The organism is Lachnotalea sp. AF33-28 (assembly GCF_003477885.1).
GTDB lineage: Bacteria > Bacillota > Clostridia > Lachnospirales > Lachnospiraceae > AF33-28.
The window spans coordinates 157,099-172,355 of the sequence record NZ_QUEE01000001.1; the positions used below are offsets into that span (position 1 = coordinate 157,099).

Below are 15,257 nucleotides of genomic sequence, written 5' to 3' on the forward strand. Positions count from 1 at the left end.
GAATGCGCACCGGTATAAAGAGAGGCACAGTCAGGAAGAATACGATCGTTAAGGGATGCCGCGCATAGGCCACAGGGAAGCGGCTGCAGTATACGTATAAGCCCTGATGGATATTTTTACCGATGGCCATAAAAGAGGGGGGCGCTCTGGTAGAAACATCTACTTCTGCATCCCCCCTTAAGTCCTAAAACCTCGTTTACGCGGCGCTGTTTTCTTCCGTACCGCTCTCTGTGCTACTATACTCTGCGGCGCTGTTTTCCGGTGTGCTGCTTTCTTCCGTGCCACTTTCCTCAGCACCGCTCTCCCCCGCGCTGCTTTCTATGGTACTGCTTTCCGCCGCGGTGCTCTCTGTAGCGCTGCTTTCCGGCGTGCTGCTTTCCGCAGCACCGCGCTCTGCCGCGCTGCTTCCCGGTTCACTGCTCTCTTCGGCACTAATCTCCGCCGTGCTGCTCTCCACAGCACTGCTCTCCATTCTGCCGCTTGCATTGCCGTTTCCGCCGTCAGTCACCCCCATCGCCTTCTTAAGGAGCGGCCAGAGATCATCCGCAATCGCCTTCATTCCCTCATCTCCGGGATGGTTCAGCACGCCTGCATCGATATCCGCGACACCGAATGCAGCCATGAGCTGCTCTTTGTACGGATATCCCCGATACTGTGTATCCGTATACCCTGTCATATCCGCGTAATCCCAGCCATAGGCGTTTGCCGCAGCGTGAATTACGCCGACAATATCGCTTCTGGTAAGAACCGTGGAACCGATGATGACTTTCGCATCGCCATCGGGGTTAAACCTGTCGATGATCTTTTTGTAATCCCCTCTGTCAAAGATCTCATCGTTCTCAAAGGTATCGTCACCCTCATTGGCGCCGTTTTGTATATTGGCACCAAAGGTAGCAATTATGATATCCGCATTCCAATTCGCATACTTTTCCTGATTGTTGGAAATCTTGCTCCAATCATAGAAATATTTCTCGTATTCGGAAATATTGATTCCGTGTACCTCGGCGTAAGGATTGATCTCCTTTACTCTCGCCTCCAGCAGGTGAACATAGTCTTTATCTGGTGAAGTAGCCGCCATGCCCCAGTTGCCGAGCCAGCCCACACTTTCTTTCAGGCCATGCTGTGTGATAGAGTTGCCGATAATCAGTATCTTCAAGGAATCTTTTGCCTCATCACCGTCCAGTTTCTTTAAATACTGCACGGAGTCGATATAAATTCTGGTGCCGGCCTTGCACAGCTCCTCATTGCCGGATAAACCGAACAGCTGCAGATTGATGCGCTGCAGAACATCGCCGTCTTTCCAGCCTTCATCTACCTTAAATGTTACGTTTACATATCCTTCCGTATCCGTCGCATAGGTTTCAGTCATGGCAGCACCGCTTGCCGGCACATTGGTGCCGTTCTTAAACCACGGGATCAGTGTCAGATCTGCCGTATCCGCGCTCACCGCCGCGCCTTCCGGCACTTCAGCCTTAATGCGCACACGGATATGCGTGATATCCCCTTTCTCATATCCTAACGGCGAGATAGCTTCCGGGGTGCTTCCAACCTGCCCGCACGACCATATTCTTGGACAGTAATCGCCCTGCGCTGTGGGAGGCTGTACCAGAAGAGCCCCGTCCTTATGCTCTGTCGAAGTCGTCCCTCCCTGTGACCAGCCCTCAATATCATTGGTAAAGTAAGAGCTGTTCATATCAATTTTACAGTTCTTATCCAGGATTTCAAGCGAATCCAGGTAAACGGTTTTGCCGGCATTTTCCGCATTGTTCACGTCTCCAAACGGAAATACGCACATCCTGTCTATGGTGAGGCCGTCCCGCCACTCGGCTGCGGTATCCAGCGCAACGGTCACAGCAGTATATCCGTTTGCGGTGCATTGGTAGGCGATATCTTTATATTTCGCAGTTGTCACATTGCCTTGGGCGTCCTTTAACTCAACATGCAGCTCTAATTTCGGAGATTCCGTATCTGTACGGATCTGTAAAAGCGCATGGGTGGCATCCTCTGTCTTTAAATTTATCGGATTTTGGGTAACTCCATCTGTCTTATTGCTGGTCCACACTCTGGGCCTTCCGTCCTTGGCAGCTGTGATCACCAGGGCGCCGTCAGCCTGCTCCATCTTGGTAAGGCCACCCTGTGCCCATTTCTGCACAGTTTTCTCAAAATACCAGCCATATACTGCGTAGGGACTGGCCTGCGTCGGAAGGACCTCCGGTTCTTCCGCTTCACCGCCGGTATACTGAAGGATTTCAATGCTGTCGATATCATAGCTTTCACCGATATTTCCTTCAAAAGCATATACTCCCAGGCGGTTCAGCAGACCAGCCTGTGCCCACTGTGCATTTGTGCCGCAGTCAATCAGCAGTGTAGTGTATCCGTCCGGGTCCGTCTTTGTGCCGTAAGGCGCTTTAAAATCGATACCTCCGGTATCCATCGTACAGGTCAGCTTCAGCGTCGTATTCTCCACCGTGGATTTTACACGGATACGGATATGGGTGATGTCCTTTGCCGAAATTCCCATGGGAGCCTCCGGTGACCAGCATCTGACAGCGCTGTCGCTCGCCACTCCGTGCAGCGCGCCGTCTTTCCATTCACATTTATTCGGGCCTCCGTCCAGCCAGCCTTCCGTACCGATGTCAAAATAATAACCTTTTAATACCTTATACGGCTCATCCGAAGCTTCTTTGTCGATACTGAGCTTTTTAGCCTCCTCTTCCCATGTGACCGTATAGCCTTCCACCTGCTCAAATATATCTTTTACAGGTACGTAAATATTGCCGGCGATCACTTTTCCGCCGCATAATACGTCCGTTTCGGCACCGTTTATAACCATCTTATCGGAACCGTAGAGGAAACGGAAAAGATACCTGTTTTTCACAAAAAGCTCCACCGCCGTTTGATCCATCCGCTCGCTCCAGAATACGGTTATCAGGGAATTAAAGTCTTCCACAGGAAACATAACGGTATTGTTTACCAGTTTCACCGGCAGAGACGTATATACCTGTTCGCCGTCCAGATATACGGAAGCTTCTCCCATGCCCTTCTGGCGCATAACCTCTATGCTGTCGATCTCAAAGCTTCCGGCGCCTTCCATGGGATCAAGCCTGAACTGCGTGACGGTTCCCTGCCAGGCCGCCTTAGAACTCATATCAAATACAATTTCAACATAGCCATCCTCCGCCGCATTCGACCCGTTGTACACGCCGCTTACGCTTTTGGCCTGCGTCCAGGATGCATCTGCTTCGGTAATGAAGTAAACCGTTGCCGTATCCATTGTGCTGCTGCATTTCATGCGCACGCGGATCTGGGGGGCTCCTTTCGCACTCAGTTTCACGGGAGGTGACAGCAGTGCGGGATCCGGGTTTTCACCTTCTGCCGGAATTGCTGTCTGACCTGACATGGCGCCGTTTTTCACTTCAAATACGGACAGCCTGTGACTCCACCGATCGATTGTGGGCGTTTCCGTCCAGCCTTCAAAATTTCCTTCCGTATCAAAGTAGTACCCGTTTAGCACCTCCAGATCAGCTCTGCCCGGATCCTTATCCACCTTGACCACGTGTCTGTCCTGGATATACATATGGTGGATTCTCTTTAACTGTTTGTCTGTGGGCAGCACATCCTCATGGGAAGTATTGCCGTCGCCGAATATCTCTCTGACCGCATCCACATATCCGAAGCCGTGCAGACCGGAAGGCATGATGAAATGGCCTTCCCCGTATTCATTCCAGTTGTCCAGCAGTACCATTTTAGAACCCAGCGTAGAACCGTCCAGCGTGGGCATGAGATCATTTCTGGTCCATCTAAGCAGCTCTGTAAAGTCCTCTATCGTGCAGTATCCTCCCGGATTGCGTTCCCAGGCAAGATCGTCGCGGCCCATGCCAACCACAGGAATCAGACCGGATCTGCCGCCGGCAGCATTGATCGCATCCCTCATGCCGGTCATGCCGTTTTTCTGTACATCGATATTCGCGCTTGACATGCCCCAGCTGTATGCATACTGTCCGTCAAAGCCGGCCTGTTCTACATTAACCGCATCCCCCTTATTGCTGTTGGACATGATGACATAACAACCGTCAAATCCTGCATCCCTGCACGCCGCTCTAAGATAATCCAGCTCTGCCCGGACACCCGCAGAGCTGCCGCCAAAGTAACTCATCAGCTTGCTCACATTGTACATGCCGACCACCGGCTTATTGTCAATGACCAGATACCGGTCGTCTTTAAAATACTGCTCAATCCAGTAAGGAACCACATTTTCCCTGAAATCCTGCGAACCGGATACCGGCCCGCCCGCGCATTCCCATGTGATGGCAAATCTCATTTTATCACTGTAACGGGCATTGAAGTACCCCTCATGAAGCGCATATGCATTTCTTCCCATCTTGATCGGCTCATCATTGCTGCTCTGGGGCCGGTACCAGCAGAAAAGCTCATAGTCAATGCCGTGCTCCACTTTAAACTTCAGCTCCCAGTCAGCCACTTCCGGAAGAAGTTCATCATAAAATCCCAGATAGGGCTTTCTGTCCTCCCAGTCTGTCAGCCAGTCATAGCCGAAGTGCATGCCTTCCACCCAGAGATTGCAGCTCTGCAGGCCGACCAGAAGATCTTTATTGACACCGGTCTTTACAACCGGCACCGGTTCCGGCACATAATCCTTCGGATACGGAATCCAGTCCCTAACCACAATATCATCGAGATAGGCCGCGCCGGTTCCGGCGGTGAAGCTCATCTTTGAGAATTTCTCAAACGGCAGCCGTAACCCCGAAGCCCTGAGCTTGTGATTCAGATACAGCATCCCGCCCTCATCCGTCTGTTTGAGCATTACATGATACCACACGTTCTGCATGCAGTCATATAATTCCACAAATGTGCCGTCTCCATTGCAGTAACCGAACTTGTTGCCCTTTACCGCCATCTTGAACGCATTACCTTTCCCGTCCTCCAGAACCATGGCCAGCTCATCCATACCCTCCGGCAGTAAGAACTGGTATTCCACCCATGCGCCGTCCTGTTCATATGCTACGTCTCTGCTTAAAACAGCGCCGTTTTTCAGGAGCGCGCTGTAGGTATCCGGCCCCTGTGTGCCGGTCTTGTACGCTGCGGTCACATCGCCGGTTTTGGTCCATTCGTCAGACACCGCGCCGGTATCCGCATTCAGAAATTTCTCATTAACATAATAACCTGTATAGATTCTCACAGTGCCGAGATAAATGCTGCCCGTCCCTTCCTCGCTTGTCTCGATATACATCCTGTCAACTTTGCTGCATGCATTAAGAAAGCTCAATCCGCTGGCTGCTGTCACACCGTCCGCTATGACAGTATAGGTTCCGTCAGCAGGGCTGACGATCACCTTAAAAATAGCATAGCGTGCGGTGGGGAGCCCGCAGATCACCGTATTTCCGGAAGGAGTGACGGCCTCCAGCTTATCACCGTTTATCACAAAGCGAATGGCAGCGGTATCCTGATACCGCATATCGATAAAGGTACCGTCAAGTGTACCTGCGGCCTTCAGCGTGAATTCCCATACCAGATCTTCGGCTGTTTCGTTAAACGCTCTCTGAATATGAGCATCGGAATATTTGCTGTTATCTGTATAGCATGCACCGCCTCCTGACCTGCTTACCAGGGAAGTGGGTGTGAATGCATCCCAGCTGCTGAACCCCTGCACGCTGTCAGCATTTGCGGAAACCATTGTAAAATCGTCCCATACCAGATAATAACCGGCTTCCTCCGGGAAAACAGTATCGCCGCCCGGTTCGTCCTTATTGCCGGAACCTCCCGGATTGCCTGTGTCCCCTGTATTGCCTGTGTCCCCCGGATCTCCCGAATTACCGGTATTTCCTGTATTTCCCGCCTCTGCCGGGCTGTCCGGTTCACCGGCCCGGCCCTGACTATTGCTGTCTGCCGGCTTATTGGTGCCAGTCTGCACCGCTTCCAGCGGCTTTACAGATGTACCCGGTTTCCTTGAAGTGCCCGGATTTGCAGATGTACCGGGCTTAGCCGCAATACCTGAACCCGGCTTAGCCGATGCCTCCGGCTGTTCCGTCTTATCCGTTTTCGTTTCTTCCTCCTGCGTTTTTGTGGGCTGTGCCGTTACGCTTGGCTGCACCGTTTCTCCAGGCAAAGCTTCTCCGCCCGTTTCATCAGAAATACCTGTCTCCTGCCGCACGGCATCCAAAGGAACAGCCGGATCACCCCCTGCCGCCAGGTTGCCAAACTTCACCGCACACAGGATCAGTACCGCAATCAGGACAACAGATCCGACGCCTCCAAACGCGCACTCCCATTTATGCTTCCGCATAAATTGCATCAGTTTACCTTTCATTTGAAACCCCCTTCGAATGAATTTGCGCCTCAACGGCCCAAACCGATGAACCGCATTGAACTTTCAATTCTACTATACCTGATTTTTCAGAGGCAACCTATGATCGTTTGATGCTATTCTTCTCGTTTCGTTGCAACATTCGCTTCGAAGCCTTAAGTTACGCCTGGGGCGGGTCGCTTTCGCGACATGATTCCGCTGCGCCGCAGTGCGATCCACGCGGAGCGTTTTTATTACATAGGAATACTTTCCTGCAGCTTTTTATCTGCAGGCACATCAGCACCTCATCATGCAAGAACATCTCTGCCGTCATATCTTCACCGGCACCGGGCTGTCGATCTCCACGGTTCCCGGAAAAACCCGGCAGTCATACGCCAGAATGCGGACTCCCTGTAAGGATGCATACCGCAGGGCTTCCCCAAAAGCCGGATGCGTCTGCCAGTTTGGTTCAAGGCGCGTAACGCCTTTCATCTGCACCACAAAGAGAAGATAAGCTTCATACCCGGCCTTCACGCATTCCGCCAGCTCTTCCACATGCTTGACTCCCCTTTCGGTCGGCGCATCCGGAAAACGCGCCACGCCGTTCTCTTCCAGCGTAACGCCCTTCACTTCCATGAAAATCCGCCGTTCTCCGGCTTCTATGTAGAGATCAAAGCGCGAATTGCCGAAGACCTTTTCCCTCCTTACGGCTGTAACCCCCGGAATAAGGCCTCCGCCCCTCACCCATTCGGCGGCCATCTCATTGGGCGCCTGGGAATCCATGTTGACCAGCCGGTCCCCTTTATAAACACTTACCAGATCGTATGCCGTCTTTCTGGCAGGGTTGGCGCTTCCGGTCAGCAGAACTTTTGTCCCCGGTATCAGGAGCTCTTTACATCTGCCTGTATTTTTTACATGAACGGTTTCCTCCCTGCCTTCGATTTCCACCTGAGCGATAAAACGGTTGGGACGCGAAAGGAAAATGCCTTCGCTGATATTGCTGTACTGCATGGCTTCCTGATCCTCACTTTCTTTTTCGAATTCATCTTACCGTCTAAGCTATGGGCTGTCAAGGCATGTCTGGCTGTCACGGTTTTTTCGGGCGCTCATACTATATTATATCACCGAGCATCAGGCGGCCGGTGATCTTTACAGCCATCAGCTCCGGCCGGCTATCCACGGTGTTTATAGATATAACTTCAGGAGGCTTTATGGATACAGAATATATTCCATTAAATAATATAGAAATCGGCGACAGAGTATCAATCGCAAAAGTAAAGGCCGGGGATAACATCCGCAGGCGTCTTCTGGACCTGGGTTTTATTGAAGGCACCGATATACAGTGCGTGCTCAAAGGCAAGCGCGGCGAATCCGCCGCCTATCTGATCCGCAACACAGTGATCGCGCTTCGCAAGGAAGATTCCGCTATGATCTGCGTACAGGAACTGAAATAGTCCTGCCGCAGCAATAAATAAGAGCTCTGTGCAATGGAGCTGAAGCACCGAAACCGATGCTTCAGCTCCATTTTAAGTTTCATAATTCATAAAAAGATCGGATATACCTGTCTGTGATCCTCCGTATCTGCGCCTCATCCTCCGCTGAGGTCTCGTCAAATACCCCCACCGTATACAGCCCGGCTGTTTTGGCTGTAAAAAGAGCAGTCCTGTTATCATCAAAAAATGCGATATCTTTCATATCTGCGTCCATTTTAGCAGCCGCCAGGCGGTAAATATCCGGATCGCTCTTTACGGTCAGAAAATCCTCACAGCACCAGGTCTGTTCAAAAAAAGACAACATTCCCAGCCTTTCCAGGCACGGCTCATACATTCTGCGGGGACTTGCCGTTAGTACATACAGGCCGATGCCCTTATCTTTCAACTCTTTGAGGCATTCACAGACCCCATCTTTTGCCGCAATCCAGTTTCGGTAATGCGGGAGGGCATAGCTGTCCATTTCCCTCTTCATCTCATCATCGCTCATTGTGAGCCTGAAATGTTCCCTGAAATATCGCAGTGTTCCGGCATCTCCCAGCGGTGTGATCTCCCGCAGAAGTCCGGCTGGCGGATCGATGTCCTGCAGCTTTAGCAGCCTGAACATCTTATCCCTCCACACAGGCATCGAATCGACCAGCGTGCCATCAAAATCAAACAGACAGGCTTTCTTATTTTCCATCACAGATTTTCTCCACCTCCAGTCTGATCCTGCCATTACACCTCTCGCGCATATGGAGCAGCCACTGCGCTTCATGCGGATATTCACGGAAGGTGATCTCTCTGTCCAGCCCGCTCTCCAAAAGCTCAAGCACGGTTTCCCGGTCTGTCAGTGATTCCAGCAGCTGCAGCGCGCGCATGTCCTGCAGCCCTTCCATGAGGACCTCCTCCCTAAGAGATCCGATCGGTCCGTCCGCTCCCGGATACACCAGAAACGCGTCTCCTGAAGGGAAAGCGCACTCCGCATCCGTCACCTGGAACGGGTTGACCGGATGAGTGGACAATGCAGCGTTCCAGAAATTAAATCCCCAGTGCAAAAATCCCTTTATGCCGAACTTATAAAGCTGTACGCCCAGGATCCGGTTCCTCACCGACGGCATACTAAAAAAGCTGTTGGCCACCTCTTTATACTGGCCGCAGCAGTAATAGGTCCACAGATTTTCTGTCTTGTGCTCCAGAAACGGCCCGATATGGTCGCTGCTGCATATCGGCAGATCCACGCCCCCCTGCTCATAGAAATCATAGTCGGACAGCGCATCCATCACAGGCATGCCTTCTAGATACTTTTCCACCAGCTCCCTGGCGGACAGGTAGGCAGGAAGCTGCTTTTTTCCGGGCTCATCCGATATATGAAAGAAACACCGCGTTTTAAGACCGCGCTCCTTTATAAACTCTGTGAGGACAGGGAGGAAGGATTGCAGGAACTCCCTGTATTCCCGGCTGTCTGCAGGCGTATCCCAGCCAAAGATCCTTACCGGACGGCTGCCGGAACATACCTCTCTCTTTGAGCACGGGTATGCCATGATCTTAGGAGCAAATCCGGCTCCCCACTGCGTAAACAGATGAGAGAATTCCAGGTATTTCATCCCACAGCGGTCGCACAGCGCGATCCAGCGCTCCAATTTATCCAGCCCGAACTCGTATCCTTCCCGGGTCCTGTAAACATCCACCAACTGCACCGTTGTCCGTTCGCCGCCTGGAGCCGTATCCAGCGGCGGCGTAAACAGAGGGGTAAGAAGCATATTGACGCCGCAGGATGCGGCATTCATCATATATTTTTCCGTAAGCTCCCAATAAGCTTCGCTAAACACCGGCACCCGATACCAGTCGGCAATGCAGTCGGTATGAAACCACTGGGTATGAATCAGCGTCTGCTCCGGCAAAACGGCAGGAAGCCTTCGGATTTCGATGCTGCACGGTTCCGACGGGATGAAAGCCGCACCTGCCGGATCCTCTGGCGAGGTCTGCATGACTGTAAGTGTCAGATCATAGACGCCCTCCAAAAGTGCGCAGTCTTCCGGAACTGTGATCCAGAGGCTGCGCCACTGCCCGGGAATCAGGGTCAGAACCTCAGCCGACAGATCCACATCCTCCACCCCCTCTCGGATGACATCCACAGGGTAAAGAGGATCGGGATACAACCCCGGCGTTTTGCGCAGCACAAAGTCATCCCCGTCCGGATAATTGGGCAGCTGGCTCGGCACCAGCCCCACCTGCCGCACGGTAACATAGGGCGCCAGGGAACCGGACAGCGTTATTTTCCCTTTTATGAGGCGGTCACCTGTAAGACAGTAAACTGCCTGGAAGGAGTACCGCTCATTGAGCAGCATGGAGGCAAAGCTTAACGGCTGAATCGGACCAATATCCGCATCCGGAAAGATTTTCTCCAGAGAATCCGTAAAAAGCAGTTCTAAATATGGGTTTGTCATCTTGCAACCTCCTCTGCATATACCAATCATTCCACTTCAGCAGAACCGTATATGTCAATTATTCTTCTATGCGTCTCCGCGTCTGTATTTCGCCGGCGTCACCCCTGTTACGGCCTTGAACCGCTTTGTAAAATAAGAAATACTGCTGTAGCCAACCTTCCGGCATACCTCATCCACGGTTATATTTTCCTGCAGAAGCACCTTGGCCTCCTCTATCCGCAGAAACATCAGATAGTCCTTATACATTTTACCGGTATACTTAAAAACAGCCTGCCGCACCTCCGCCGTGCTGATATCCAGGTCATCCGCCACCTTTTCAATGGACAGATCATATTCTGCAAAATGTTCATTGACATACTCATAAATCCGATAGGACTGCGCGTCCTCCACCTGACTTTTCATATTCCGGAGCATTTCACAAAAATCGCGGATCAGATCTTCGGCAGCTTTCTTGAAATTATCCACATTTTTTGCCGATACAATCAGGCTGATACTTTTTCTGGATAGTTTTATTCTGCACTTTCTCGCCTGTCTGGTCACCTCACTTAGGAAATCCGCAAAAATATACTGCTGCAGGATCAGTGATACCGGTTTCTTATTCAGCTGTATCACCAAACGGTTCAGGCCGTTAAGCGCGCCGGTCTCATTTGCAACAGCCATCGCGGCACAGATCCTGTAGAGTTCCTCCGAATCATAAACAAATTCCTGCGGCTCCCCAATTCTGTACTGATTTTTGCTGTACTTCAGGTTATCCATACTTTCCATCCAGGATGCCGGCAGACTGGACAATGACTGGCAGATACTTCCGCTGCCGGAAAGCGGCACGCAGTCAAAACTTTCTGCAACACCGCAGATATCCTCCGTAAGCTCCTCTACCTGGTTCCTTGCGGCTATGCTGCAGATTACGCCCAGTCTCTTTCTCTTAAAGTAGCATACCGCATAGACGTACTCCTGCTCTTCATCGCAGGAAAGCTCTTCCAGCTCCTTCTGCAGTCCCGACAGAAATTCTTCCGAAATGTCCTCTTCTTTTTCATATGAAATGCTGATCACATAATAGTACGGCCCCGGCAGCCTGATCTGGAGCCTGTCCAGGTATGACGTCACATCAAAGGTTCCGCTTCCTTCGATCAGCGTCAGCAGAATCTGGTTTTTCAGCATTTCCTGCTTTTGCTTGATCTGCGCCTGGATCATCATATTGCTTTTAAGCATGCTGGCCATCATATGATCGATTTCTTCCAATGTATTTTCACAGCGGACATCCTCGGCAACCGCAATCTCACTGCGGTATTTATCGGACATTTCCATAATCGGCCTGTAACTGCTCTCTGCAAATCTGTTTGCTATTAAAAGCAGCAGAATCATACCTCCCAGCACCGAAACAAACTGCGTTATATACAGACCGTTCTGTATATAGTTCCTATGATCCGGCAGATAGCACAGTGTATAGAGTCCATTTGAAGAATCAGCCATCAGCACATGTTTCTGTTCTCTGCCGCATGCCGCCTCCCGGCTGCTGTATAGCAGCTCATTCTCACTGTACAGGGAGAGCGTCCCTAAAATTCCGCCGCTCACCATTTGAAACCGTTCTTCCAGCTCGTTTCTGTTTACCACAAAACAGAGCACCGCCCTGGACCGTCCCGTGCTTTCACTCACCGAAAAGGGAATCAGCACATATATGTTTCCGGATATGGACAGTGTGTGAAACGTATCTCCGGCTGCCGCAGCGTCCCTGATATCTTCCAGTTTTTCCCACATCCGTCCCCGTTCCTTCACCGACAGCGTTTTCAGATATGTATTTAAATCCATCGTGTAACCGGAAGCGTGAAAAATAGTATTTCCGCCGTAATAGAGAAAGCATTCCTTTGTCAAGGTGGAATAGAACTGGTACTGTTCCAAATCCTGAAGCAGGACATGTTCATTGTATTTATTTTTCCGAAATTGGGAGGGCTGGTATTCATTGCTGATAGAGATTCTAAGCGAAACCTCCTTCATCAGGCCGATCTGTGTTTCCCAGTCCCCCATCAGCAATTCCGTTTTCTTCAGATCGTTCTGTATCTGCGCCCGTTTGCTGATCATATAATCCGTACAGTAGAATATAACACTGAGAGCCAGACAGCATATCACCGCAATACTAAGATAAGACAGTTTAAACGGATTCTTTTTTCTTGTTCTCATCCTTTTTCGCTTCTCTCCTTCCCCCTCCTGCCTTGGCCGGATCAAACAGCACATTGAGGCCATTGCATTTAACTGCAGCGGCCTCAATCCCGGGTTCTTTAATTTCTCCGGTTTCTGTTACTGAATCGCGTCATAATATTCCTGATAAACCTGAACATATTCAGCAGCTCCGAGCCTCTCTATCTCATCAAAGTAACTGTCCAAGTCCTCAAGGGGCCTTGCGCCGGTGATAAACTTCGCCGTTTCCTGTGAAGCATATTCATCGATGGCTGTCTTCATTCCCGCCAGCCGCTCTGTAGTATCGCCGTCCAGATATACGGCACCCGGGAAAACCTCGGTGGTCCGGTATGGGCTCAATGTCCGGTCCAGGCACATGATACAGTACCACCAGGTATTTTTCAGGAGTGTTTCATCGCTGCGCAGTGCAGAAATATCCGTAACGCCTTCATAATCCTTCACATAGGGATATAATTCAGTCTCTCTCTCATCCCCGTCCTCAATATAGCTGCCTAAATTTGCCGCCGGAATCAGACGGATCTTGTTGACAAGATATGTTCCGCCGTCCGCCCAGCCGTCCACGCCGTTCACCACATCATTGTGCACCCAATTGCCTGTTTCGTCAAGACTTCTGCCACCGGCTCCGCACAGCCATTCATCCGGATCCACATCCTTGATCGCACCGTTTGCAGCTACAAAATAGTTGTGATACGTATAAAACCAGTCCAGAAAAGCGCAGGCCAGTTCCGGTTCCTCACAGGCCGAAGTTACCACTCCCTGGCCGCAGGAAGATGCGTTGGCTCTCACGGGCCACTGTGCCGTATTGTTATACTCACTGGTCAGGGGAATAGCGCCCCACCACGGGCTCACGTCATTTGTATAAAGGGAAACCATTGAATCCCATGTCCCGAAACGCCCTTCCTTAAATGTTGCTTCCGCCGTATTGATATCCATGGTAAAGAAATCCGGATGTATCAGTTCTTCTTCATACAGCTTTTTCATAAATGTCAGATATGCGCCGTATGCTTCCCTGTCGGCGGCGGGCAGTACCACCTTTCCGTTCCTAAGAGCGATGGAGAGCCCTTTCTCGTCGCCTCCCACATATCCGAAAGCGTTGAGGATATAAAAGCCGGGATTATGGCCGTTCCAGGCTCCGCCAACCGGATAACTCTTCGCATCCAGCTGTTTGAACGCTGTCAGCATATTATAATACTCATCCAGGGTCTCCGGCACTTCCATATTGCATTCTTCCAGCCAGTCATAGTTGAAAAACACTTGGGGGATGACCGCTATTTCATCGGGATCGCGCACGAACCCGGTTGACCACACATGCCCCTCCGAATCCTCTACGATGGATTTAAGTTCCGGTTTTTTCTCATAGATTGCGGTAAGATTCGGCATATATGTCTCGTTAAGATAGGGGGCCAGATCCAGGATCTGTCCTTCCACAGCACCGTATTTCACCAGCTCGCTGGCGCTTAAGCCGGCGCAAAGGATGAGATCCGGAAGTTCATCGCTGGCAAATGCCAGACTGATCTTTTCATCCCGGTTTTCACCGCTTAAAGGCGTTATCTCCAGCTTAATATTCATAACGTCTTCAATGAAGTCAAACATCCAGAATTCTTCCGGATTACTGACAACACCGTCCGCCATCCTAAGGTACACCTTCAATGTCTTCTCCATGCCTTCCGCCACAATCGGAAGAGCTCCGGATGAATCCAGCCATGACAGATCCTTTGTGGAACCGGAATTCTCCATCGAACCCTGTTCCGTCTTTTCCTGTTCTGTCTGTCCCTGCTGCGTTTTTTTCTGCCCGCAGGCGGCCGTTGCAGACAGCACAATCACAGTCAGCGCAAGGGCCATCCATCGTTTCCAACTCTTCATACAAACCTCCGTTCTGATTTAAACACCATAGTAGTTTATCTAAAAGCATGTGCTTTAAGATCTGTCACCTATCCCTTTACCGCCCCGATCATGACTCCCTTTTCAAAATATTTCTGCAAAAACGGATAGATTATCAGCAGGGGAGCGCTGGCAATAAAAATAATCGCATACTTCATCCCCTCTGCCGCATGGGCATTGGCCATCATCTGCTTCATGCTCTCGACATCTCCGGCTGCGTCAATGGTAATCGTCTGATTTGAAATCAGTATATCCCGCAGCACCAGCTGCAGCGGATAATATTTTGCCTTATAGATGTATAAAAGCCCGTTGTAATAGCTGTTCCAATGTCCGACCCCATAATAGAGAGTCAATACGGCGATAATAGGCTTTGCCAGCGGCAGCGCAATTCTGGTGAAACACTTCAGTTCCGATGCACCGTCCACATATGCGGCCTCATAGATATCCTGACTTATGCTTGCGGCAAAATACTGCCTAGCCACAATCATGTTATAGCAGTTTACTCCTGCGCCGACGATCATAGCAAGCGGGGAATCAATCAGCTTCAGATCCTTCATAAGGAGATAACTGGGAATCATCCCGCCGCTCACATACATGGTAAGGAAGAAGAACCACGATATCGCATTGTGGAAGGGCATCCGCTGCTTTGTCATCACATAGGCCAACGGAATCGTCAGCACCAGATTATACAATGTTCCCAACACCGTGTAAATAATAGTATTGCGGTAGCCGACCCACAGCCGTGATTCTTTGACTATGTTGCGGTAAGCCTCCAAAGAAAAATCTTTGATCCACAGAAGCGTCTTGCCTGCACCGACCTGTGTCGGATCGGAAAAAGAGGCGATCACACAGAAGTACAGAGGATAGGCGATCATAAATGTTATGAGCACGACTAAAAATGTATTGATCACATCAAACAGGGAAATCCCTTTTAATCTATGTCTGCTTTTCATGTTCGCCTCC

The 15,257-nt window shown here is 50.7% G+C and carries 8 protein-coding genes; 1 reads left to right on the top strand and 7 read right to left on the bottom strand.

Annotated features, from left to right (window positions below):
* Nucleotides 1–196: 196 nt before the first annotated feature.
* On the bottom strand, nucleotides 197–6,325 hold the full coding sequence (locus DWZ56_RS00670; RefSeq protein WP_118554459.1) for a glycoside hydrolase family 99-like domain-containing protein: 6,129 nt from the start codon (nucleotides 6,323–6,325) through the stop codon (nucleotides 197–199).
* A 306-nt stretch (nucleotides 6,326–6,631) separates the two neighbouring features.
* Nucleotides 6,632–7,312 (bottom strand): DNA/RNA nuclease SfsA, encoded by a 681-nt coding sequence (gene sfsA / locus DWZ56_RS00675; RefSeq protein ID WP_118554460.1) that lies wholly within the window; start codon nucleotides 7,310–7,312, stop codon nucleotides 6,632–6,634.
* Between the two features lie 200 nt (nucleotides 7,313–7,512).
* On the opposite strand from sfsA, the gene DWZ56_RS22640 reads away from it, so the two are divergent.
* Nucleotides 7,513–7,755 carry a FeoA family protein gene (locus DWZ56_RS22640; protein ID WP_158584369.1) on the top strand — a complete coding sequence of 81 codons (243 nt, stop codon included), beginning with the start codon at nucleotides 7,513–7,515 and terminating at the stop codon, nucleotides 7,753–7,755.
* Between the two features lie 79 nt (nucleotides 7,756–7,834).
* On the opposite strand, the gene DWZ56_RS00685 is transcribed toward DWZ56_RS22640, so the two are convergent.
* The 5 genes from DWZ56_RS00685 to DWZ56_RS00705 all read right to left on the bottom strand — a co-directional run bounded on the left by DWZ56_RS00685 (nucleotide 7,835) and on the right by DWZ56_RS00705 (nucleotide 15,247).
* Nucleotides 7,835–8,473 (bottom strand): HAD family hydrolase, encoded by a 639-nt coding sequence (locus tag DWZ56_RS00685; RefSeq protein ID WP_158584370.1) that lies wholly within the window; start codon nucleotides 8,471–8,473, stop codon nucleotides 7,835–7,837.
* A complete protein-coding gene (locus DWZ56_RS00690) occupies nucleotides 8,463–10,220 on the bottom strand; it encodes a DUF4091 domain-containing protein (RefSeq protein ID WP_118554463.1) in 1,758 nt (585 codons plus the stop codon). Before DWZ56_RS00690 ends, DWZ56_RS00685 begins: the two co-directional genes overlap by 11 nt.
* A gap of 66 nt (nucleotides 10,221–10,286) precedes the next feature.
* Nucleotides 10,287–12,395, bottom strand: coding sequence for a helix-turn-helix domain-containing protein (locus DWZ56_RS00695; protein ID WP_158584371.1), 2,109 nt, complete (start codon nucleotides 12,393–12,395; stop codon nucleotides 10,287–10,289).
* A 117-nt stretch (nucleotides 12,396–12,512) separates the two neighbouring features.
* Complete coding sequence (locus DWZ56_RS00700; RefSeq protein ID WP_118554465.1) at nucleotides 12,513–14,276, bottom strand: extracellular solute-binding protein; 1,764 nt, start codon at nucleotides 14,274–14,276, stop codon at nucleotides 12,513–12,515.
* A 68-nt stretch (nucleotides 14,277–14,344) separates the two neighbouring features.
* Nucleotides 14,345–15,247, bottom strand: coding sequence for a carbohydrate ABC transporter permease (locus DWZ56_RS00705; RefSeq protein WP_118554466.1), 903 nt, complete (start codon nucleotides 15,245–15,247; stop codon nucleotides 14,345–14,347).
* Between the last annotated feature and the right edge of the window lie 10 nt (nucleotides 15,248–15,257).

Coding starts and splice junctions, on each gene's coding strand:
- DWZ56_RS00670 (WP_118554459.1), bottom strand. CDS start 6,325: ATGAAAGGTAAACTGATGCAATTTATGCGGAAGCATAAATGGGAGTGC.
- sfsA (WP_118554460.1), bottom strand. CDS start 7,312: ATGCAGTACAGCAATATCAGCGAAGGCATTTTCCTTTCGCGTCCCAAC.
- DWZ56_RS22640 (WP_158584369.1), top strand. CDS start 7,513: ATGGATACAGAATATATTCCATTAAATAATATAGAAATCGGCGACAGA.
- DWZ56_RS00685 (WP_158584370.1), bottom strand. CDS start 8,473: ATGGAAAATAAGAAAGCCTGTCTGTTTGATTTTGATGGCACGCTGGTC.
- DWZ56_RS00690 (WP_118554463.1), bottom strand. CDS start 10,220: ATGACAAACCCATATTTAGAACTGCTTTTTACGGATTCTCTGGAGAAA.
- DWZ56_RS00695 (WP_158584371.1), bottom strand. CDS start 12,395: ATGAGAACAAGAAAAAAGAATCCGTTTAAACTGTCTTATCTTAGTATT.
- DWZ56_RS00700 (WP_118554465.1), bottom strand. CDS start 14,276: ATGAAGAGTTGGAAACGATGGATGGCCCTTGCGCTGACTGTGATTGTG.
- DWZ56_RS00705 (WP_118554466.1), bottom strand. CDS start 15,247: ATGAAAAGCAGACATAGATTAAAAGGGATTTCCCTGTTTGATGTGATC.